This is a genomic window from Mycolicibacterium boenickei, from assembly GCF_010731295.1.
GTDB classification, from domain to species: Bacteria; Actinomycetota; Actinomycetes; order Mycobacteriales; family Mycobacteriaceae; genus Mycobacterium; species Mycobacterium boenickei.
Genome location: NZ_AP022579.1, coordinates 2,977,349 through 2,998,597 on the forward strand (window position 1 = coordinate 2,977,349; position 21,249 = coordinate 2,998,597).

Genomic DNA, 21,249 nt, shown 5'->3' on the forward strand with positions numbered 1-21,249 from the left:
CGGTCTAACTGCGCATTCTACTGTCGGCGCGGGCGGGTGCTGAGCGGCAAGTTCAGCCGGCCTGACGTGCGGCATCCTCCGCTGCGGCGAGCATCCCGACGTCGCGATATCGAGCCGAGACGTCCCGCAACGCCGAGCCGTCCGCGGCCGCCAGCGCACGGGCGTGCTCCAGCGTCAGCTGCCCGAACACGCAATCCAGGTCCACGCGGGCCAACGCATCGACGGCCCGGGTATCGCCCAGTCGCACGGCGTCGTGCAAAGCCCGCAGCATCACCGCGGATTGGCCGCCGCGCTCGGCGGCCTTGGCCGCCTCACGGGCCGCCGTCACCGCGCCCACCGAGTCGTTGCGGGCAGAGCAGGTCCAGGCTCGGGCCAGCGCCAACTCCGGCGCGAACAGCATCGACTTGAGTCCGTGCCGGGATTCCGCACGGGACAGTGCCTTCCCGGCCTCGACCGGCATACCGCGTTGACCGACGGCCTGCGCCAACAGCATCCAGGCCAGGGGGCCCCAGGAATACCCGGTCGGTGCCAGCGCGGCGGTTGCCTTGCGCAACAACGTGATCGCCTCGTGATATCGGCCGCGGATCAGTAGCACGTCGGCCATCAGTACCTCGCCGATGGAGCGGCCCGGCTGCAGCAGCTGGGTGAAATCGGTGATGTTCTTGGCCATTTCCTGGGCCTGATCCAGCCTGCCGGTCATCAGCAGCGCCGTGGTCTGGCCGAACCCGCTGGTGAACCGCAACAGTCCCGGATGCCCGGCCGCGAGTGCGCGCCGCGCCATCGCGTCCACGTCATCGAACCGGCCGGTGCGTGCGCAACTGAGCGCGGCCGTCGATCCGGCCCAGCCGACCGCGGTGTCATCGGCGGCGGGGGAGGCCAGCACCTCCAACGCCAGGCCCAAAGCCCGTTGTGGCGCACCGGCATTCATCGCGAAGGTGGCCGCGAGAGCGTCGAGCGTGGTCTGTGCCGTCGGCGTCGAAACGCGGCGACGGGTGGCGCGCAGGAACGCGGTGGCGCGTTCGGGTTCCGAGAGCATCCAGAACTGATTCGCCGCCTGCGGCAGTGCCCATGCCATCAGTTGGTCCTCGGACAGGCCGGCCGGGTCGATCTGTCCCAGGACGGCGTCGGCCTCACGGCCGCGGCCCTGCCAGGCCAGCGCGTACGCCAGGGTGAGCAGCCCGGTGAATTCGGAACCGAAACCGGCAGAAGCCAGGGCGGCCCGCGCCAGGCGCTCACTCAGCTCGAGGTCGCCGAGTCGAAGCGCCTCGCCTGCGGCGGCGCCGAGTTCGTCCGCGGGCAGGGGCACGTCGCTGTCGAGTGCCAGCACCGCCACCCGCAGCCGGTCCACCACCCCCGCGCGGGGTGCGGCGGCCAGCCGCTCGACCAGCGCGCTGCGCAGCCGCCGCAGGCCGGGGCCGCCGATCGTGGCGCGCATCGCGCTGAGGAACAGCGGATGCACACAGCGTGCCACTGCCTCGTCGACCCGCACCACACCGCTCTGCTGCGCTTCCTGGACGGCCTCGGTGCTGGTCAGCGCGATCAGGTCGGCGATCGGCAGTGGATCGTGCACCGACAGCTGCCGCAGCACCGCGACCGCGCCGCCGGGCAGATCGGACAGAAATGTGGCCACCTGATCGGCCAGCCTGGCGTCGTCATGACCCGGCGGCGACATCACGACGCGACTCACCAGACCGTCATCCCACAACGCGGCGACGTCGTCGGGGGCGTCGGCCGGGGATGCGGTGACGATGAGTTTGGCCGCCCCGCTGACCGCGAGTTGGTACACCAGGGCCGCCGACAAGCGGTCCAGCAGATGCGCGTCATCGACGATCAGCAACAGCTCGGACCCGAGTGCCTCACGCGCGGCTCGAAGTACATCGGCGGTCTTGCCCGTCGAGGGAATGTCGATCAGGTGCGCCACGGCGGCAAACGGAACGGCGGCAGCCGATTCGGTGCCGGTGATCCACACGACGCGCCGGAAATCGCTCGCGAGATGTTCGGCCGCGGTGCGGACCACCGAGGTCTTGCCGACCCCCGAAGGTCCGAGGAGCGCCGCGCCGCAGCGCTCCTGCAGGCCGGCCTCGAGGCCATCGAGTACGCGGTCACGCGGTGCGATCACCCAGTCGACAGCCATCCATCGAATCCTATGGGGGGCGGTGGCCGTTCAACGCGGAATTGAGGTCCGGGTGCGCCGACACCGCATCGTCGAGACCGCATCCGGTGATGATTCGCCGGATGCTCGGCTGCGTGATGACAAGCCGCACCGTGACGCCACGCTGGCGGCTGTCAACAGCCTGTTTGGCCAGGGCGACCAGCGCCCCGCAGCTCATGAAATCCAGCGATCCGCAGTCGACGACGAGCAACGAGCCCTCGGGTACAGCGGCGGCGGATTCGTCGAGCATGCGCTGCCAGTGGGACTCGTTGTGGGCATCGACCTGTCCGAAGACCTGAACGATGAGGCCTCCGGGTGCGGGGTGAGCCATCCAGTGCAGCTCGTGATCCTGCTGGTTCGATTCCACGATGAAACCGAGCATACCGATCTTGGTTTACGTTGTAAACGGAGCTGCTCAGTGCTAGTTCAGCCAGGTTTCGATGCGGTCGAGCTGGGCCTCCATCGCATCCTCGAACTCGTCGGAGCTGTGATCCTCGGCCAGCATCGGTTGCAGCCGCCGCAGGTTCGGGTAGTCGGCCAGCGACGTGTCGGGCCGCGGCGCCTCGTCGAGAACCGCCTCGTCGGGACTGAGCGCCACACCGCGCGCCGACACCTCGAGCAGCAACTGGCCCACCAGGAACGTCGTATACGTCCGGTAGGCGGCCACGGCCGCGTCATCGCTGAACCCGTAGGAGATCAGCGTCTCCAGGAACGTCTCCATCCAGCGCAGACTGCGCAGCGGCGGTCGCACCCACGGGGCTTCCGGCGCCTCGGTCGCCACGAGCGGGAACACCTCGGGATGTTCGATGGCGATGCGGCGCACGCCGTGACCGAGCCGGATCAGGAAGTCCTGCCAGCCGTCCTCCTGCCGGCGCGCGGCCAGCTGATCGGTGTAGAGGCGGTCGACGATGTGGTTGACGACGCCGGTCAGCAGATCGCCCCGGCTGTGCACATAGCGATAGAGCGCCATCGCCTCGACACCGCAGGCCGCGCCCAGCCGTCGCATGGTCAACTTCGTCAGACCCTCGCGATCGATCAACCCGATCGCGGTATCCAAGATGAACTCGCGGCTCAACCGTGTCGGTTGATCGACATCGTCAGTCACCAGGATCGTCCCCTCCGCGTTCAGCCCAGTGTCCCCGCGAGCCGGGGCTGAGTCCATCGCCCACCCGACATCGTCCACCCGTCATCGGCGGTTCACCGGCACCCTCTAGTTTGTGTACGTGTCCGGTGAAACTGACCGCGAGTTTGCGGTGTGTGTCTATTGCGCTTCGGGGCCGACCCATCCCGAGCTGCTGGCATTGGCCAGTGAGGTCGGGGTGGCCATCGCCAAGCGCGGCTGGACGCTGGTCTCCGGCGGCGGCAACGTCTCGGCCATGGGTGCGGTCGCCCGCGCCGCACGCTCGTCCAACGGCCGCACCGTCGGCGTGATCCCCAAGGCTCTGGTGCACCGCGAACTCGCTGACGTGGACGCCGAAGAACTCGTGGTCACCGACACCATGCGGGAACGCAAGAAGGAGATGGAGGACCGCTCCGACGCGTTCATCGCGCTGCCCGGTGGCATCGGCACGCTGGAGGAGTTCTTCGAGGCGTGGACGGCGGGCTACCTGGGGATGCACGAGAAACCCGTGGTGCTGCTCGATCCGTTCGGTCATTACGACGGATTGTTGACCTGGTTGCGCGGCCTCGTGGACTCCGGCTACGTGACCAGCCAGGCCCTGGACCGGCTGGTCGTCGTCGACGAGGTCGCCGCGGCGCTCGACGTCTGCGCGCCGCTTACCTAGAACCGGCGGTAACGGCGGTTACCAGCGCGGCTATGGTGTTGGCCACACGAGAGCCATCTCGAGACCCAACCAACGCGCAGGGGGAGACCGCATGACCGACCAGAAATCGGGCACCAGGAGCAGCGTCGGCCTACTCGACCTCGCCAGCCAGGTACCCGGTCTGCTGATGGATGCGCCGGTCATCGCGCGGGGCGTGCTCACCGGGATGATGGCCCGGCCCACGGCCAAGACCTCGATCGGCAAGGTGTTCCAGGAGCGGGCCGCCCAGTACAGCGACCGGGTTTTCCTGAAGTTCGGCGATGAGCGGATCACCTACCGCGAGGCCAACGAGACGGTCAACCGCTATGCGGCCGTGCTCGCCGCCAAAGGCGTCGGCCACGGCGACGTGGTCGGGGTGATGCTGCGCAACTCGCCCGACGCGGTGCTGCTGATGCTCGCGATCGTCAAGTGCGGCGCCGTCGCGGGCATGCTCAACTACCACCAGCGCGGCAAGGTCCTGGCGCACAGCTTCGGGCTGCTCGACGCCGCGGCCGTGGTGGCCGAGTCCGACCTGATCGAGCACGTCACCGAATGCGGGGCCGAGGTCAACGGCCTGATCACGGTCGAGGAACTGCGCAGGCTGGCGTCCACCGCGCCCACCACGAACCCGGCCAGCACGTCGGCTGTCCTGGCCAAGGACAAGGCCTTCTACATCTTCACCTCGGGCACCACCGGCATGCCCAAGGCCAGCGTCATGACGCACTACCGCTGGCTGCGCGCCCTGGCCGGATTCGGCGGCCTGGGACTGCGGCTGCACAGCGATGACACCCTGTACTGCTGCCTGCCGCTCTATCACAACAACGCGCTGACCGTCTCGGTCGGATCGGCACTCAACTCGGGTGCCGCGCTGGCCCTCGGCAAGTCGTTCTCTGCCTCGCGGTTCTGGGACGACGTCATCGCCTACGACGCCACCGCGTTCGTCTACATCGGAGAGATCTGCGGCTACCTGCTCAACCAGCCGCCCAAGCCGACCGACCGCGCGCACAAGGTGCGCGTCATCGTCGGCAACGGACTCCGTCCGGCCATCTGGGACGAGTTCACCCAGCGGTTCGGCATCCCGCGCGTCTGCGAGTTCTACGCCGCCAGCGAGGGCAACACCGCCTTCGTCAACGTCTTCAACGTGTCGAAGTCCACCGGCATCTGCCCGAGCCCGGTGGCCTTCGTCGAATACGACGCCGACAGCGGCGAACCCGCCCGTGGTGCCGACGGCCGGCTGCGCAAGGTCAAGCGCGGCGAGCCGGGGCTGATGCTGTCGAAGATCAGCGCGCTGCAGCCGTTCGACGGGTACACCGATCCCTCGGCCAGCGAGAAGAAGCTGGTGCGCAACGCGTTCAAGGAAGGCGACGTCTGGTTCAACACCGGCGACCTGATGCGTTCGCAGGGGCTGGGCCACGCCGCGTTCGCCGACCGCCTTGGTGACACCTTCCGGTGGAAGGGCGAGAACGTGGCGACCACCGAGGTGGAAGCCGCGCTCGCCGGGAACCCGGCCGTCGACGAGTGCACGGTGTTCGGTGTCGAGGTGCCCGGTGCGGGCGGCCGCGCCGGCATGGCCGCCGTCCAGCTCAAGGCCGACCACGAGTTCGACGGGAAGGCGATCGCCGACGCGTTCTACAGCCACCTGCCCTCGTACGCCGTGCCGCTGTTCGTCCGCGTCGTCACCGAACTCGCCCACACCTCCACGTTCAAGAGCCAGAAGGTGGAGCTGCGCAAGCAGGGCTACGGATCGGACATCAAGGACCCGCTGTACGTGCTGGCCGGCCGCGACGAAGGCTACGTGCCGTTCTACCCCGAGTACCCCGAGGAAGTGACGGCCGGAAAGCGGCCCAAGTAGTAGGCCGCGCCGGTTTCTACCCGCGGGTCGTCGGCGGTGTCGAGTCACGACCCCGAGGTGGAAAACCAGGGCGGATGCCGCACCAGGCACTATGGAGGCGTGTTGTCGACGTTCTGTGGTCGCCCGGTCGCGGCTGACCGTGCGCTGATCATGGCGATCGTCAACCGGACCCCGGACTCGTTCTACGACCGCGGGGCCACCTTCACCGACGACGCGGCCAAGGCGGCGGCGCAGCGCGTCATCGACGAGGGCGCCGACGTGATCGACGTCGGCGGGGTCAAAGCCGGCCCCGGCAGCATGGTCGACGCCGACGAGGAGATCGCCCGCGTCGTGCCGTTCATCGAATGGCTGCGCACCACCTACCCCGACCAGCTGATCAGCGTCGACACCTGGCGTGCGGCGGTCGCCAAGCAGGCCTGTGCGGCCGGGGCCGATCTGATCAACGACACCTGGGCGGGCGCGGATCCGGCGCTGCCGGAGGTGGCCGCCGAGTTCGGAGCGGGCCTGGTGTGCTCACACACCGGCGGCGCCGTGCCGCGCACCCGGCCGTTCCGGGTGAACTACGGGATCACCGAACGCGGCGTCGTCGACGACGTCATCGCCGAGGTGACCGCCGCTGCCGAGCGGGCGGTAGCAACGGGTGTGCCTGCCGACCGGATCCTGATCGACCCGACCCATGATTTCGGTAAAAACACTCATCACGGTCTTAGTTTGTTGCGCCACGTAAAAGATCTTGTTAAGACCGGATGGCCAGTCCTGATGGCGCTGAGCAACAAGGATTTCGTCGGGGAGACTCTGGGTGTGGATCTGACCGAACGCCTGGAGGGCACCCTGGCCGCGACGGCACTGGCCGCCGCGGATGGAGCCGCCATGTTCCGGGTACACGAGGTCGGACCCACTCGGCGCGTGCTGGAAATGGTCGCGTCGATCCAGGGAGTGCGGGCACCCGCACGAACAGTGAGGGGGCTCGCGTGACCGCTCTGCCTGATCTGTCCGTCGCCGACGGCGTCGTCGGCCACCGCTGGCTGACCGACCACAGCTGGAACCGGCCGAATTGGACCATCGCCGAACTGGAGGCCGCCAAGGCCGGCCGCACGGTCTCGGTCGTGCTGCCCGCCCTCAACGAGGAAGAAACCGTCGCCTCCGTCGTCGAGACCATCACCCCGCTGCTCGGCGGGCTGGTCGATGAGCTGATCGTGCTCGACTCGGGTTCCACCGACGACACCGAGATTCGCGCGGTGGCCGCCGGGGCCCGCGTGATCAGCCGCGAGGTGGCGCTGCCCGAGATCGCACCGCAGCCGGGCAAGGGTGAGGTGCTGTGGCGCTCACTGGCCGCCACCACGGGCGACATCATCGCCTTCGTCGACTCCGACCTGATCGACCCCGACCCGATGTTCGTCCCCAAGCTGCTGGGCCCGCTGCTCACCGCCGACGGTGTGCACCTGGTCAAGGGCTTCTACCGGCGCCCGCTCAAGGTCAGCGGCGCCGAGGACGCCAACGGCGGCGGCCGGGTCACCGAGCTGGTGGCACGCCCGCTGCTGGCCTCGCTGCGCCCCGAACTGAACTGCGTGCTGCAGCCGCTGGGCGGCGAGTACGCGGGCACGCGCGAGTTGTTGACCTCGGTGCCGTTCGCGCCCGGTTACGGCGTGGAGATCGGCCTGCTGGTCGACACCTACGACCGGCTGGGCCTGGACGCCATCGCCCAGGTGAACCTGGGGGTGCGGGCGCACCGCAACCGGCCGTTGACCGAGCTGGCCTCGATGAGCCGGCAGGTCATCGCGACCCTGTTGTCGCGGTGCGGCATCGCCGATTCGGGGGTGGGGCTGACGCAGTTCTACGCCGACGGTGACGACTTCACCCCGCGGGTGTCGTCGGTGTCGCTGGCCGACCGCCCGCCGATGGTCACCCTGCGCCCGCGCTAGATGTCGCATGCGTGAGGCAGTATCGAGGGCGTGACACTGATACTGCTGTACCTGGTGGTGCTGGTTCTGGTGGCCACGGTGCTGTTCGGTCTGGGCAGCGTCATCTTCGGCCGGGGTGAGTCGCTGCCGCCGTTACCGCGAGGGACGACGGCGACGGTCCTGCCCGCCTCGGGCGTCACCGGTGCCGATGTGGATGCGGTCAAGTTCGCCCAGGTCGTTCGCGGCTACAAGACCAGCGAGGTCGACTGGGTCCTGGATCGGCTGGGGCGCGAACTGGACGCGGTGCGCGGGGAGCTGGCCGCGGTCCGCGCGGCCTACGGGGTGCCCGCCGACTTCGGCGAGGAGGACGACGCCGACGAGGACGAAGAGGTGTCGGCCACCGCAGGCGAGGTCCGCACCTCGGAGGAGTCGTGACCGACGACAAGATCCGGTGCGGCTGGGCCGTGCAATCGGGCGACGCCCTCTACCGCGACTATCACGACACCGAGTGGGGCAGGCCGCTGCGGGATTCCGCCGCGCTGTTCGAGCGAATCAGCCTGGAGGCGTTCCAGAGCGGGCTGAGCTGGCTGACCATCCTGCGCAAGCGGGAGAATTTCCGGGCCGCATTCGACGGGTTCGATGCGGCCACCGTCGCCAAGTACACCGACGACGACGTCGAGCGGCTGATGGCCGACGCGGGCATCGTGCGCAACCGGGCCAAGATCGTCGCGACCATAGCCAACGCCAGGGCGGTCACCGACCTCGACGTCGACCTGGGCGAGCTGCTGTGGTCGTTCGCCCCGCCGGCCCGGCCGCGGCCCGCTGACCTGGCACAAGTGCCTGCCGTGACGCCGGAATCGACCGCGATGGCCAAGGAGCTCAAACGTCGGGGCTTCAAATTCGTCGGCCCCACCACGGCATATGCGTTGATGCAGGCCACCGGGATGGTCGACGATCACATCGCGTCCTGCTGGGTTCCGCCGACCGCCCAAAAGTGACATCAGTCGGTATCCGATGGGTCTTTGCACAAGCATCGGCGTGGATAAGGAACAATAGGGGGAGTTCAGTAGCAGTTCAACGCCGGGTGCCGCCAACGAGTGGGCGGCTTCGGCCCCAACCTGGCCCGCTGACGCGGGTCGGCGAAGTTGGAGGGAGCACTCGATGGCGGCGATGAAGCCCCGGACTGGTGACGGTCCACTGGAAGCAACCAAAGAGGGGCGAGGGATCGTGATGCGAGTACCGCTGGAAGGCGGTGGGCGCCTCGTTGTCGAACTGACTCCCGACGAGGCTGCGGCGCTGGGCGACGAACTCAAGGCCGTCACCAGCTGATCGACTTCGCAAGGTGTCCGCTCAGGCGGACACCTTGCGGTATATCTCCAGGGTCTGCTCAGCGATGTGCGCCCAGGAGAATTCTGCGATGCACCGCTGGCGTCCGGCCTCGCCGTACTTCCTGGCGGTTTCCGGCTCGGCCACCAGTGAGTTGACCGCGTCGGCCAGCCGCATCTCGAAGAAGCGCGGGTCCGTGGCGTCGTAGTGCACCAGAAGACCGGTCTGATGGTCGGCGACGACCTCCGGGATACCGCCGACGTCGGAGGCCACCACCGGCGTCGAACAGGCCATCGCTTCCAGGTTCACGATGCCCAACGGCTCGTACACCGAGGGGCACACGAAAACCGTGGCAGCGGAAAGTATTTCGCGGATCTTGTTGATCGGCAGCATTTCGCGCACCCAGAACACGCCGGTGCGGGCCCTGGCCAGCTCGGCCACCGCCGAGGACACCTCGGCGGCGATCTCCGGGGTATCCGGGGCGCCTGCGCACAACACCAGCTGAACGTCCGGACTGAACCGGTGGGCCGCGGCCACCAGATGGGCGACGCCCTTCTGGCGGGTGATGCGCCCGACGAAGGCCACGATCGGGCGACTCAGGTCGACGCCGAGTTCGGCGAGCACCGAGTCGTGGTCGGCCGGTGGGGCCGGGTACCAGACGTCCGTGTCGATCCCGTTGCGCACCACGTGGACCCGGCCGGGATCGAGCGCCGGGTACGTGCGCAGCACGTCGTCGCGCATACCGGAGCTCACCGCGATCACCGCGTCGGCGGCCTCGATCGCGGTGCGCTCCACCCACGAGGACACCCGGTAGCCCCCGCCGAGCTGTTCGGCCTTCCATGGCCGCAGCGGCTCCAGTGAATGCGCGGTCAGCACGTGAGGGATGCCGTAGAGCAGCCCGGTCAGATGCCCGGCCATCCCGGCGTACCAGGTGTGCGAGTGCACAACCGTGGCCGCCGCCGCGGAGTTGACCATGTTGAGGTCCGCGGACAGTGTCGACAGCGCCGCGTTGGCGCCGCGCAGCGCCGGGTCGGGCTGCGCGACGAAGGCACCGTCCCGCGGGGCGCCCATGCAGTGCACGTCGACAGCGCACAGCTGACGCAGCTGTGCGACGAGTTCGGTCACGTGCACTCCGGCACCGCCGTACACCTCGGGTGGATATTCCCGAGTCATCATGGCCACCCGCATATCCGAGACGGTAGTAGGTCGCAGTGGGTCCAGCTACACCGCACACTTCTGTTGCCATTGGCTGGCCGCGTTGCTGGTTGGCGGATAGGTTTGGACGCATGAGGGAGTTGCCACATGTGCTGGGCATAGTTCTGGCCGGGGGAGAGGGCAAGCGGCTGTATCCGTTGACAGCCGATCGTGCCAAGCCGGCAGTTCCCTTCGGCGGCGCCTACCGGCTGATCGACTTCGTGCTGTCCAATCTGGTGAACGCCCGGTACCTCCGGATCTGCGTTCTGACGCAATACAAGTCGCATTCACTGGACCGTCACATCAGCCAGAACTGGCGGCTCTCGGGCCTGGCCGGCGAGTACATCACCCCGGTGCCGGCCCAGCAGCGGCTCGGGCCGCGCTGGTACACCGGATCGGCGGATGCGATCTACCAGTCGCTCAACCTGATCTACGACGAAGACCCGGACTACATCATCATCTTCGGCGCCGACCACGTGTACCGCATGGATCCCGAGCAGATGCTGCGGTTCCACATCGACAGCGGGGCCGGCGCGACCGTGGCCGGGATCCGGGTGCCGCGCGCCGAGGCCAGTGCGTTCGGCTGCATCGACGCCGACGATTCCGGGCGCATCAGGGAATTCGTGGAAAAGCCCGCGGATCCGCCGGGTACCCCCGACGATCCGGAGCAGACCTTCGTGTCGATGGGCAATTACATCTTCACCACGAAGGTGCTCATCGACGCGATCCGCGCCGACGCCGACGACGACCACTCCGACCACGACATGGGCGGCGACATCATTCCCCGGCTGGTGTCCGACGGCATGGCCGCGGTCTACGACTTCAACAACAACGAGGTGCCGGGGGCCACCGAACGCGATCACGGCTACTGGCGCGACGTCGGAACCCTGGACGCGTTCTACGACGCACACATGGATCTGGTGTCCGTGCACCCGGTGTTCAACCTCTACAACAAGCGCTGGCCGATCCGCGGCGAGTCGGAGAATCTGGCGCCGGCCAAGTTCGTCAACGGGGGATCGGCGCAGGAGTCGGTGGTCGGCGCCGGCAGCATCATTTCGGCTGCCTCGGTGCGTAATTCGGTGCTGTCGTCCAACGTGGTGATCGACGACGGCGCCATCGTGGAGGGCAGCGTGCTGATGCCGGGGGTGCGGATCGGCCGGGGCGCGGTGGTGCGCCACGCGATCCTCGACAAGAACGTGGTGGTCGGCCCGGGTGAGATGGTCGGCGTGGACCTCGACAAGGACCGGGAGCGGTTCGCGATCAGCGCGGGCGGCGTGGTGGCCGTCGGCAAGGGTGTGTGGATCTGACCTGACCCGTCGTCAGCGCGGGCTCACTCCCATGGGTCCACCGCGGCCGGCCGCGGCGCCGCACTGGTGCGCGCGTTGGCGCCCACCTTGGCCTCGTTCCGCCGATTGCGCCACCGCCAGAGCCGGAAGGCGCCCCAGAGCAACGCCAGCAGTGCGACGAGCACCAGGACCGGCAGCAGGATCGCCACGAAAACCAGACCGACGCTGGTGACGTCCTCGACGGTGGACAGCACGGGTGCGGCGACCCCGGCCGTTGCGACGTTGGCCGCCGGTCTCACCGTCGACTTGGTCAACGACACCACGAGCGCGGTGACCGCACCGATCGCCACCGGAATCCATTGGCCGGACTGGGCGAAGGCACCCGGGTCGGCGACGGCGGCAGTCTGCGACGCGGTACCCGAGCCGAACACTATGCCGCCCGCCGTCGGGCGGACGAAGGTCTGGATCGTGTCGTTGACGGAGTCGAGTGCGGGGATCTTGTCGGCCACCACTTCGACGATCAGCAGCACCGCGACGATCGCCATCACCCAGCCGTTCTCCAGCCAGGACCATCCCGCAGGCAACGACACCAGATGGGTGAAGCGTGACAGCAGGCCCAGCGCCAGCAACGGGATGTAGGCGTTGAGCCCCGCCGCGGTGGCCAGGCCGAAGCCGGTCAACAGTTCCATTACTGCAGTATGCGGCGAACTCGGCCCGGTGCCAGGTAGTTCGCCGTTATCGGCTTTGGGTCGCCCGGTTCCAGGCCAGTGGGTTCAGCTCGCGGTAGGGGTCCTCGGCGCGCAGGGTCAGCAGATCATCCAGGCTTCGCTCCAGCATTTCCTGGGTGCCCTGTTTGACGGTGTCGACCCATTTCGCGTCCGAGGTCCGTGCCGGTTTCGTGGTGCCGATCGGCTCCGCGAAACTCAGATACATGCGTTGTGGCCGTGGGATCAGGGTGGGGCCGATACCGCGGACCAGGGGCATGGCCCTGTCGCGCTGCCCGGTCAGTTTCTCGCTGACGGCCTGGCTGAGCCGGCCCAACCAGTGGTCGCGGGTCGTCACTCCCACGTACACGTCGTCGCCGCCGACGAGTGCGACGGGGACGATGGGGTAGCCGTGTTCGATGGCGACGCGCGCGAATCCGGCGCGGCCTTCCCAGCGCAGCTTGTATTGCTCGCCCTTGAACTTGCCGATCTCTCGGCCGCCGCCGGGAAACACCATGACGGGCTCGTCGTGCGCCATCAGTTCGCGGGCGCCCTCGGGGGATCCGACGACGGCCCCGCAGGCCGCCATGACGTCGGAGAGGGGTCGGGGCATGTCACCGAATCGACGGTCGGTCAGCGCCCGCACCCGCATCCCGATCTCGCGGCGCACCACGTACGGGATCAGCAGCGTCTCGGTGCCGAACTGGGTGTGGTTGCCCACCAACAGAAATCGGCCGTCGCGGGGCAGATTCTCCAGGCCGTCCACATAGGGCCGGTAGAGGTTGACCAGCGGGTCGACGCCGTCGGCGACGGCTTCCACCGCGCGGCGCAAGGTCTGGACGTGGCTGGGCTGGTTCATGATCTCGTCGATCTTGGTGACGGACATGCTGTCGATCATACCGAACGAACTAGTTCGTCTGCTATGGTGTCGCTGTGAGAAGCACGACAGAGCTGCGTGGCGAGATCCTGGGCGCGGCGCGCGCCGAATTCGCCAGGTACGGCCTTGCCGGCGCCCGGATCGACCGGATCGCTCGCGCGGCACACGCCAGCAAGGAGCGGCTCTACGCCCACTTCGGGGACAAGGAGACCCTGTTCCGTGAGGTGTTCGCGGCGGACGCGGCCGAGTTCTTCCAGTCGGTCACCCTGCGGCCGGACGCGGTCCCCGACTTCGTCGGCGACATCTACGACCTGGTCTGCCGCCGGCCCGAACATCTGCGCATGATCACCTGGGCTCAACTCGAGGGATTCAGCCTCGACGAACCCGAGACCGGTGGTGCGCCCGCGCACGCTCAAGCGGTGGCCGCGATCGAAGCGGCACAGGCCGACGGTCACGTCGACCCCATCTGGAATCCGACCGATCTGATCGCGATGTTGTTCGGCATCGGTATGGCGTGGGCACACCTACCGCACCCCGAGGTGGCCACCGATGATCCGGCCGTCCTGGCCTCGCGCCGGGCCGCCGCCGTCGAAGCCGCCGCCCGGATCAGCGCCGCGCGGGGAAACATGGGTGCCGCGACCTAACATCGGGTTATGCGAGCGCGTGGTCACGAGAGCGCTGTGGCGGCAGGGTGGGACATCGCCAGACCGTCGAATCGGACCCCGGGTCGGCGGATGGCGGGCTTTCGTGATCGCGCCACCGATCTGGTCGAGCTGCCCATCGTTCCGCGTCCGGCCGTTACCGTTGTGTTCGAGTTCGGTGATTGCGTGCTGGCGGTCGACGATAACGCGGGCCGACAGCAGTGGGGGAGCCTGGTCGCCGGACCCGGTCCTTGCGCCGTCCGTGTCCAAACTCGATCCGCCGCATGCGTCGAAGTCCTCGTGTCCCCGGTTCTGGCAACCGCAGTGCTCGGTGTGTCCCCAGCTGAACTCGACAACAATGTCGTTGTTCTAGACGACCTTTGGGGTCGTGAGGCATCACGAATGCGGCAGCAGTTGACCGATGCTCGGTCGTGGGGAGACCGCTTCGAGTTGACCGAGGCCCTGATCTCCAAACGACTAGGGCTGGGTCCGGCAGCCGATCCGCAGGTGGTCTGGGCGTGGAACCGCATGCTGGCCTGCCGAGGCCAAATCAGAGTCGAGCGCCTGGCAGCGGAGCTTGAATGGAGCCGTAAGCGGCTGTGGTCAAGATTCCGGCACCAGATCGGACTGTCGCCGAAACGGGCTGCTGCCCTGATCCGGTTCGATCACGCTGCTCGCCGGCTCATGAACGGGGAGACACCGGCGCGGGTCGCCGTCGAGTGTGGCTACGTCGATCAATCCCACTTCCATCGAGATGCCTTGTCGTTCACCGGAATGACTCCGACGAGCCTGGCTCGGAGCCCTGGATCGGCGATCGATCGCATCGCGTATCCGCAGTAGGGAACATTCGTACAAGATTTCCGTAAATGCTGCGTGTGAGGGTGTGACCATGCAACGTCACGATCCCATCGCCATTGCCGCTGACCTGGCACCGTTCGACTTCAGGGAGGTCGCGCCGTTCAACGGCGCTGCGTTCTGCATGTATTACGGTGACCAGCTGGACAAATCCGAATGGGAACTCCACCCCGACACCGACGAGCTGTTGATGGTGTTGAAGGGCCGGGTGACCGTTGAGGTCCTCACCGACACGGAGTCTCATCGAACTGAGCTCACCGCCGGACAATTTGTGGTCGTGCCCAAGGGGCACTGGCATCGTCACGTCGAGGTGCAGGATGTCGTCGAGCTCTTCTTCACACCCGGCGTCACTGAGGAATCCACCGCCGATGACCCGCGGCAGCAAGCGCAGGCACGATGAACCTGCGTGGCGCGACGACGCTGGTAACCGGCGCCACCGGCGGCATCGGGCAGGCGATCGCGGCCAAGCTGGCCGCCCATGGCAGCGAGCTGGTACTGACCGGGCGCCGAGCCGACATCCTTGAGCCGATGGCCGAGAAGCTGAATGGGCGGGCCTTTCCCGCTGATCTGGCTGACGAGCGCGCGATCGAGGCGTTGCTTGTGGCGGCCGGTCCGATCGACGTGGTGGTGGCCAACGCGGCGCTGCCGGCCACCGGCCTTCTGGCCGACTATTCCGGCCATCAGATCGACCGGGCGCTCGCCGTCAACCTCCGTGCGCCCATCCTGATGGCAAAGCTGGCCGGGGAGGGCATGGTCGCTCGGCGGCGAGGCCACCTGGTGTTCATCAATTCACTATCGGGCAAGACCGCATCCGGATATGCATCCCTGTACAACGCAACCAAGTTCGGCATGCGCGGCTTTGCGCTCGCGCTTCGTGAGGATCTGCGTACTCACAACGTCGGCGTGTCGACGATCTTTCCGGGATACGTCCGCAATGCAGGAATGTTCGCTGATTCCGGTGCGAAATTACCGGTGGGGATCGGCACTCGTTCCCCGGAGGACGTGGCCGGTGCCACGGTACGAGCGATCGAACGGGACCTCGCCGAGGTCGATGTCGCGCCGTGGCCTATGCGGATGATCGGCTGGGCGGGAGGGGCCGCCCCATGGCTGGCGGCGGCGATTCAGCGCCGAGCCGGGGCGGATGCCATCACCGCACAACTGGCCGAGGGGCAACGCTACAAACGCTGATCTCACCAGACGTAGGGCAGCAGCCGGTAGCGGACCTTCCGGGTGTACTCGTCGTAGCCGGCGAGCTCGGCGCGCAGCATCTTCTCCTCGTCACTGATGCGAAGTGCGAGCAGGGCGAACCCGGGGATGAGCAGCAGCAGGGCCCAGTACGAGCCGAGAGCCAGCGGCAGCCCGATCATCATGATCACGTTGCCGAAGTACATCGGGTGACGGACGAGCCCGTACAGACCGGTGGACACGACCGTCTGCCCGGCCTCCACCTTCACGTTGGCAGCCGCGTAGCTGTTTTGGATGACCACCAGCATCGCGATGCCGAGTCCGGTCGCCACCAACACATTTCCGAGCACCGAGACGACCGCGGGCACGGCCGACCACCCGAGCCGATGGTCGAGCGCGCCGGCCACGATCATCACCGCGAGCAACAGGAATGCCATGGTGCTCGCGAATTTCTGCACGGGCCGGGTCTCGGCCGTGGGGCCGGCCTGCATCCGGCGCCGCAGCGCCGCCGGATCGTGGGAGGCGAGGTAGATGCTGGGCAGTGTCGACGCGACCGCGAACACCGCGATGAATACCCAGCCCTGCCAGTAGTCGAACGTGCCGGCAGGCCCGAACACGAGGATCGCGAAGACCGCGAAGCCGACGACGGCGGACGTCGCTGCCTGGAGGCCGAGCTTCATATCGCGCCGGTCACCAGACGTAGGGCAGCAGCCGGTAGCGGACCTTCTGGGTGTACTCGTCGTAGCCGGCGAGTTCGGCGCGCAGCATCTTCTCCTCGTCGGCGATCCGCACCCCGAAAATCGGTACCGCCAGGATGGATACGAGCAACGCCCAGTAGGAGCCCAGCGCCAGCGGGGTGCCGAACATCATCAACACTGCGCCGAAGTACATCGGGTGGCGCACCAGGCCGTACAAACCCGTTGAGACGAGCGGTTGTTCGTCCTCCACCTGGATGCTCGCGCCGGCGAAGCTGTTCTGGAAGACCACCGCTTGCGCCAGGATGAGCCCGACAGCAACCAGGATGTTGCCGAGGACGACGACTGCCACCGGCACGCTCGACCAACCGAACCGGTGGTCGAGGGCACTCAGCACGAACGCCGCGAACGCCGAGCCCGTGACCGCCCAGATGACGATCTTCTGCACGAGCCGGGTTTCCGCGGTCGGGCCGCCGTGCAGGCGACGTTGCAGGGCGGCGGGGTCTCTGACTGCCAGATAGATGCTCGGGACCATGGTGGTGGCCATGAACACCGCGACGAAAACCCAGGCCTGCCAATAGTGGAACGTGCCTGCCGGCCAGAACAGCGCCACGGCGAAGAGCGCCAGGCCGAACACACCCGAAGCGATGGTCTGTAGTGCGAGTTTCATCAACTGCCTCCTGTTTGGGTTCACACCGCGTCGCGGTTGCGATAGATCCAGCCGGCGATGGCCGCCAAAACTGTTGCGGCGAACAGCATCACGATCAGCGCCATGGCCGGGAAGCTGCTCGGGACGGTGGTCTGGCCCACCGGTGAAAGCTCGATCAGCCAGCGCGGCAGGCGGAGCAGCGCCCCTAGGTACAGCGCGGTGATCACGAATGTCACTGCCAGCCAGGCGATCCACGGCGTGCGCAGCGCCACGGCCAGCGCCGCGATCGAGGCGACCACGGCGAGCGCGGGCAAGTAGGCCAGCGCGGACAGGGTGAGGCGGATGATCGTGCCCGGCTCGCCCAGCGTCAACCCGGCGCCCAGGCCGTTGCCGAGCCCGGCGCAGATCATCAGCACCGCCGCCCCCGCCAGGGCGCATGCGACCGCGCCCAGCAACCACCGCCAGCGCGACACCGAACCGGCCAGCACCGGCTCGCCCAGCCCGTTCTGCTCGTCAGCGTGCACCCGCAGTACCACCGAGGTGACGTACGCGCTGGCGGCCGCGGCCAGGAACTGGGTCATGGTGGTGTAGATGCCGTCGTTGCCCGTCGTGGACAGCAGCCGGGCGATCAACTCGTTGGTCTCGGCCGCATCCAGCAGCGCCTTCGTCATCGATCCGAACACCAGCCCGGCCACGAACAGCCCTACGGCCCAACCGATCGTCTGACCCCGTTGCAGCGCCAGGTGCAGCCGCAGCGGGCCGGTGATGGCGGGGGCGTCGGGCTTCTCGCCCGCGGAGGCGATGGTGCCCGCGTCGTATTGCCGACGGCTCTCCAGCACCGCGGCCACGGCCATCAACGCGACGGCCAGCACCACCAGCAAGCCGAACGGCCACCAGCGCAGGTCGGTGAACGGCCGCATCTGCTGCGCCCAGGCGATCGGTGAGAACCAGCTCAGCACGCTGCCCGAGTTGTCGATGACATCGCCGGCCCCGCGCACCAGCGCGGCCACCGCCAGTGTGGCCATCGCGGCGCCCGACGCGGTGCGGGCCTGTCGCCAGAGCTGTGCGGTCACGGCCGCGACCGCACCGAGCACCATGGCCACTCCCGTGATGCCCAGACACATGGCAGCGGTGTCGACGACCGCGAACCCGGTGGAGGCCATCGCCAGGGTCATGGTGAGCGCCAGTACGGCGTTGAGCGCGCCGACCAGGGTCAGGGCCGCGGCGGTGCGGGCGTACCGGCCGACCACCGACGAGAGCACGAGTTCGGCGCTGCCGTTTTCCTCTTCGGCACGGGTATGACGAATCACGGTGAGAATCGCCAGGATCGAGGTGGCGATCGTCAGGGTGAGCGTCAGCTCGTTGGCCATCATCACGCCGAGGTCGGTCTCGTTGACACCGAACATCGGGCCGCCGAGCATCATCCCGGCCGGGGTCTTGAGCAGGTTGACCCGGGCCAGCCGTTGCTCCTCGCCCGGGTAGGCCAGCCGAATCGCGTTGGGGGCGTACACCATCATCAACGTCAGCACGGCGAGCCACACGCTGAGCCGGACCCGGTCGCGGCGCAGCGCCAGCCGCAACAGCGTCGCGGTACCGGTGAACGGTGACGTCGTCGTGCGTGCCGGACCAGCAGGGCGGGCAGGCGCCGTCGCGGTCGTCATCGCATCGTCCCCTGGTACTCGCGCAGGAACATGTCCTCGAGGGAGGCCGGTGCGACGGTGAGATCTTCGATACCGAGATCGGTGAGGTGTTCGAGGGCGAACTCGATGTCGTTGCGGTCCACCGAGAAGCTCACGGCGCCGTCGCGGCTGGTGAAGTCATGGACGTAGGGGGTGTTCTGCAGGGCCCGGCCGTCAGACCGGGTGCGCGCGACGACCTTGGTGCGCATCAGATGTCGCAGCTCGGCCAGCGTCCCGGACCGGACCGTGCGACCGGACCGGATGATCGTCACGTTGTCGCAGAGCTTCTCCACCTCGGCCAGGATGTGGCTGGACAGCAGGACCGCGGCGCCCTGGCGGGCGACCTCGGCCACGCATCGCTGAAATGCCTTTTCCATCAACGGGTCCAGCCCCGAGGTCGGTTCATCGAGAATGTAGAGCTCGGAATGGCAGCTGAACGCCGCGATGATGGCGACCTTCTGGCGGTTGCCCTTGGAGTAGGTGCGGGCCTTCTTGTGCGGGTCCAGCTCGAACAGGTCGATCAGGTCGTCGCGGCGCCGGGTGTCGACACCGTTGCCGCGCAGCCGGCACAGGAAGTCGATGGCCTGCATGCCGGTCAGGTTGGGCCACAACGTGACATCGCCGGGGACGTAGGCGATCCGGCGGTGCAGGGCGACCGCGTCGCGCCACGGATCGCCGCCGAGGAGGCGTACGGTGCCTCCGTCGGCGCGGAGCAGCCCCAGCAGGACCCGGATCGTGGTGGACTTGCCCGCGCCGTTGGGCCCGAGGAATCCGGTGACGTCGCCGGGGGAGACGGTGAGGTTCAGTCCATCGAGCGCTTTGGTGTGCCCGAAAGACTTTGACAATCCGCGGATTTCGACGGACTTGTGGTTCACGCTGGCTCCTTGGTGTCGGTCGTGGATGCTGAACTGAACGGGATGCCTTGCTCGCGTTGGTGCAGGAACGTGTCGTACATGGTCGAATCGGTCATCAGGCCCTCGGTGTAGAGCTCGAGGGCAGGCAGCATCATGTCCTCGCCGTAGTCGCGCAGCACCCGGCGCAGATCCGTTGGGTCGTCGTGCATCTGCAGATACAGCAGAAACCCGCCGCCGCTGCATATCGCCATGAACCTGGCCCGGGCCCGCGGGTCGCGGCTGGGTTTGAGCAGCCCGGTGCGGACCCCCTCTTGCAGGTACTCCTCGGCGTTGGCGACCATGGTGCGCCAGAACGTCTTCGCCAACTCGCTGCCGGACTGCATGCTGCGGACCAGGTAGGCCATCAGCGGCGCGTACGACTCGATCTCGGCCATCTGGGCCATCCAGGTCGCGGGGTCGGCGCTCTGCAACGACTCGGTCTTGGCCTCGCGCACCACCTCGGCCACGTAGGCGTCGCACGCCTTGCGCAGCCCCTCCTTGGACCCGAAGTGGTGGATCACCAGGGCGGCGCTGACTCCCGCGGCCTCGGCGATGGTGCGCAGGCCGACGTTGAATCCGTGCTGCCCGTACTGCTCGATCGCAGAGTCGCGGATCCGGGCCATCGCTGTTCGATCATCGGCTGAACGCATGTTTAATACGCTAAACATGTGTTCAGCCGTCGGTCAAGGGGTGGGCCCGTCAGGAATCCGTAAAGAAAAATCCGGCCCCACCCCGAGGTGAGGGGTGAGGCCGGGCGAAAGGCGGAAGATCAGTCGCGAGCGGCGGCCAGCAGGCCGTCGCCCAACGGGATCAGCACGGGGGTGAGCCGCTCGTCCTCGGCGATCAGCCGGGCCGCTTCCCGCACGGCGCTGACCTCGGCGTCGTTGGCCGACGCGTCGCCGGCCCGGCCGCCGAGCGCGGCGCGGTGCAGCACGATCGCGCCGCCGGGGCGGAGCAGGCGCACGCCCTCGGTCACGAACTGCGGCTGGTCGATCGGCTCGGCATCGATGAACACCAGGTCGTAGGACTCATCGGCCAGCCGGGTCAGCACTTCCTGGGCGCGTCCGCTGATCAGCCGGGTCCGTCCCGGACCGACGCCGGCCTCGTTGAACCCCTGCTTGGCGATGCGCTGATGCTCGGGTTCGACGTCGATCGTGGTCAGCACGCCGTCGTCGCTCATACCGGACAGCAACCACAACCCGCTGACCCCGGCGCCGGTACCGACCTCGACGACCGCCCTGCCCCCGGTGAGTCGCGCGAGCACGCTGAGCAACGCTCCCACCGCCGGCGTGACCGCGCCCGCGCCGAGTTCTTCGGCCCGCTCGCGCGCGGCCGCGACGATCTCGTCCTCGGAGATCGACCGTTCGGCATGCGTGACGATCGCCTCGGCGCGACCGGGGTTGGAGCTGACCATGCCCGCAGCGTAGGCCAGACCCCCGGGGCACCGTCGCGACACGCCCGTGGGTGGTAGGTATCACCCCTGAAAATTCGCTGGTCTACGCAGGTAACCCGACGTATCGTCGGCTTTCTCAGGGAAAGTTCAGATTGCTCATATGCC

At 67.8% G+C, this 21,249-nt stretch carries 24 protein-coding genes; 12 read left to right on the forward strand and 12 right to left on the reverse strand.

Annotated elements, in window-relative coordinates; translation table 11 throughout:
* Positions 1-52: 52 nt before the first annotated feature.
* From G6N57_RS14170 to G6N57_RS14180, 3 genes are read right to left on the reverse strand one after another with little or no spacing between them, the layout of a single operon-like run.
* Complete coding sequence (locus G6N57_RS14170) at positions 53-2,134, reverse strand: ATP-binding protein (protein ID WP_077743049.1); 2,082 nt, start codon at positions 2,132-2,134, stop codon at positions 53-55.
* 10 nt (positions 2,135-2,144) lie between these two features.
* Entirely contained in the window at positions 2,145-2,519 is a 375-nt protein-coding gene (locus tag G6N57_RS14175) for an STAS domain-containing protein (RefSeq protein WP_162564010.1), read from the reverse strand.
* A gap of 54 nt (positions 2,520-2,573) precedes the next feature.
* Positions 2,574-3,314, reverse strand: a complete 741-nt coding sequence (locus tag G6N57_RS14180; protein WP_077743270.1) for a TetR/AcrR family transcriptional regulator — start codon at positions 3,312-3,314, stop codon at positions 2,574-2,576.
* Positions 3,315-3,375: 61 nt separating this feature from the next.
* On the opposite strand from G6N57_RS14180, the gene G6N57_RS14185 reads away from it, so the two are divergent.
* The 7 genes from G6N57_RS14185 (at position 3,376) to G6N57_RS14215 (ending at position 9,036) form a co-directional block, all read left to right on the forward strand.
* Positions 3,376-3,936: a cytokinin riboside 5'-monophosphate phosphoribohydrolase gene (locus G6N57_RS14185; protein WP_077743271.1), complete on the forward strand. Its 561-nt coding sequence runs from the start codon at positions 3,376-3,378 to the stop codon at positions 3,934-3,936.
* 91 nt (positions 3,937-4,027) lie between these two features.
* Complete coding sequence (gene fadD6, locus G6N57_RS14190) at positions 4,028-5,806, forward strand: long-chain-acyl-CoA synthetase FadD6 (RefSeq protein WP_077743052.1); 1,779 nt, start codon at positions 4,028-4,030, stop codon at positions 5,804-5,806.
* Between the two features lie 99 nt (positions 5,807-5,905).
* Complete coding sequence (gene folP, locus G6N57_RS14195; RefSeq protein WP_097926095.1) at positions 5,906-6,781, forward strand: dihydropteroate synthase; 876 nt, start codon at positions 5,906-5,908, stop codon at positions 6,779-6,781.
* Positions 6,778-7,728 carry a glucosyl-3-phosphoglycerate synthase gene (locus G6N57_RS14200; RefSeq protein WP_077743053.1) on the forward strand — a complete coding sequence of 317 codons (951 nt, stop codon included), beginning with the start codon at positions 6,778-6,780 and terminating at the stop codon, positions 7,726-7,728. Before folP ends, G6N57_RS14200 begins: the two co-directional genes overlap by 4 nt.
* Positions 7,729-7,758: 30 nt before the next feature.
* Complete coding sequence (locus G6N57_RS14205) at positions 7,759-8,142, forward strand: DivIVA domain-containing protein (RefSeq protein ID WP_077743054.1); 384 nt, start codon at positions 7,759-7,761, stop codon at positions 8,140-8,142.
* Positions 8,139-8,705 carry a DNA-3-methyladenine glycosylase I gene (locus G6N57_RS14210; protein WP_077743055.1) on the forward strand — a complete coding sequence of 189 codons (567 nt, stop codon included), beginning with the start codon at positions 8,139-8,141 and terminating at the stop codon, positions 8,703-8,705. Before G6N57_RS14205 ends, G6N57_RS14210 begins: the two co-directional genes overlap by 4 nt.
* A 163-nt stretch (positions 8,706-8,868) precedes the next feature.
* Positions 8,869-9,036, forward strand: a complete 168-nt coding sequence (locus G6N57_RS14215) for a DUF3117 domain-containing protein (RefSeq protein ID WP_003885506.1) — start codon at positions 8,869-8,871, stop codon at positions 9,034-9,036.
* A 21-nt stretch (positions 9,037-9,057) separates the two neighbouring features.
* Here G6N57_RS14215 and glgA read toward each other — a convergent pair whose 3' ends face one another.
* Positions 9,058-10,221 carry a glycogen synthase gene (glgA, locus tag G6N57_RS14220; RefSeq protein WP_077743056.1) on the reverse strand — a complete coding sequence of 388 codons (1,164 nt, stop codon included), beginning with the start codon at positions 10,219-10,221 and terminating at the stop codon, positions 9,058-9,060.
* A 98-nt stretch (positions 10,222-10,319) separates the two neighbouring features.
* On the opposite strand from glgA, the gene glgC reads away from it, so the two are divergent.
* Positions 10,320-11,534: a glucose-1-phosphate adenylyltransferase gene (gene glgC, locus G6N57_RS14225; protein ID WP_036394784.1), complete on the forward strand. Its 1,215-nt coding sequence runs from the start codon at positions 10,320-10,322 to the stop codon at positions 11,532-11,534.
* Between the two features lie 23 nt (positions 11,535-11,557).
* Here the strand turns inward: glgC and G6N57_RS14230 are convergent, their stop codons facing one another.
* A complete protein-coding gene (locus G6N57_RS14230) occupies positions 11,558-12,202 on the reverse strand; it encodes a DUF4126 domain-containing protein (protein ID WP_036448231.1) in 645 nt (214 codons plus the stop codon).
* A 46-nt stretch (positions 12,203-12,248) separates the two neighbouring features.
* The gene (locus G6N57_RS14235) at positions 12,249-13,103 is read right to left on the reverse strand and encodes a lysophospholipid acyltransferase family protein (protein ID WP_077743273.1); all 855 of its coding nucleotides are present in this window, start codon (positions 13,101-13,103) and stop codon (positions 12,249-12,251) included.
* A gap of 47 nt (positions 13,104-13,150) precedes the next feature.
* Here G6N57_RS14235 and G6N57_RS14240 point away from each other — a divergent pair, with 47 nt between their 5' ends.
* The 4 genes from G6N57_RS14240 to G6N57_RS14255 all read left to right on the forward strand — a co-directional run bounded on the left by G6N57_RS14240 (position 13,151) and on the right by G6N57_RS14255 (position 15,778).
* The gene (locus tag G6N57_RS14240) at positions 13,151-13,738 is read left to right on the forward strand and encodes a TetR/AcrR family transcriptional regulator (protein WP_077743057.1); all 588 of its coding nucleotides are present in this window, start codon (positions 13,151-13,153) and stop codon (positions 13,736-13,738) included.
* A 399-nt stretch (positions 13,739-14,137) separates the two neighbouring features.
* Entirely contained in the window at positions 14,138-14,575 is a 438-nt protein-coding gene (locus tag G6N57_RS32050; protein WP_234815703.1) for a helix-turn-helix domain-containing protein, read from the forward strand.
* A gap of 49 nt (positions 14,576-14,624) precedes the next feature.
* Positions 14,625-14,990, forward strand: a complete 366-nt coding sequence (locus G6N57_RS14250) for a cupin domain-containing protein (protein ID WP_133118328.1) — start codon at positions 14,625-14,627, stop codon at positions 14,988-14,990.
* Positions 14,987-15,778 (forward strand): SDR family NAD(P)-dependent oxidoreductase, encoded by a 792-nt coding sequence (locus tag G6N57_RS14255; protein WP_077743061.1) that lies wholly within the window; start codon positions 14,987-14,989, stop codon positions 15,776-15,778. The genes G6N57_RS14250 and G6N57_RS14255 overlap by 4 nt, the downstream gene beginning before the upstream one ends.
* Positions 15,779-15,780: 2 nt before the next feature.
* Here the strand turns inward: G6N57_RS14255 and G6N57_RS14260 are convergent, their stop codons facing one another.
* The 6 genes from G6N57_RS14260 to G6N57_RS14285 all read right to left on the reverse strand — a co-directional run bounded on the left by G6N57_RS14260 (position 15,781) and on the right by G6N57_RS14285 (position 21,105).
* Entirely contained in the window at positions 15,781-16,455 is a 675-nt protein-coding gene (locus G6N57_RS14260) for a methyltransferase family protein (protein WP_077743062.1), read from the reverse strand.
* A gap of 10 nt (positions 16,456-16,465) precedes the next feature.
* On the reverse strand, positions 16,466-17,140 hold the full coding sequence (locus G6N57_RS14265; RefSeq protein WP_077743274.1) for a methyltransferase family protein: 675 nt from the start codon (positions 17,138-17,140) through the stop codon (positions 16,466-16,468).
* A gap of 20 nt (positions 17,141-17,160) precedes the next feature.
* On the reverse strand, positions 17,161-18,780 hold the full coding sequence (locus tag G6N57_RS14270) for an ABC transporter permease (RefSeq protein WP_077743063.1): 1,620 nt from the start codon (positions 18,778-18,780) through the stop codon (positions 17,161-17,163).
* Positions 18,777-19,673 carry an ABC transporter ATP-binding protein gene (locus tag G6N57_RS14275; RefSeq protein ID WP_077743064.1) on the reverse strand — a complete coding sequence of 299 codons (897 nt, stop codon included), beginning with the start codon at positions 19,671-19,673 and terminating at the stop codon, positions 18,777-18,779. The genes G6N57_RS14270 and G6N57_RS14275 overlap by 4 nt, the downstream gene beginning before the upstream one ends.
* Positions 19,670-20,341: a TetR/AcrR family transcriptional regulator gene (locus tag G6N57_RS14280; RefSeq protein ID WP_077743066.1), complete on the reverse strand. Its 672-nt coding sequence runs from the start codon at positions 20,339-20,341 to the stop codon at positions 19,670-19,672. The genes G6N57_RS14275 and G6N57_RS14280 overlap by 4 nt, the downstream gene beginning before the upstream one ends.
* Positions 20,342-20,460: 119 nt before the next feature.
* Positions 20,461-21,105 (reverse strand): O-methyltransferase, encoded by a 645-nt coding sequence (locus G6N57_RS14285; RefSeq protein ID WP_065463380.1) that lies wholly within the window; start codon positions 21,103-21,105, stop codon positions 20,461-20,463.
* Between the last annotated feature and the right edge of the window lie 144 nt (positions 21,106-21,249).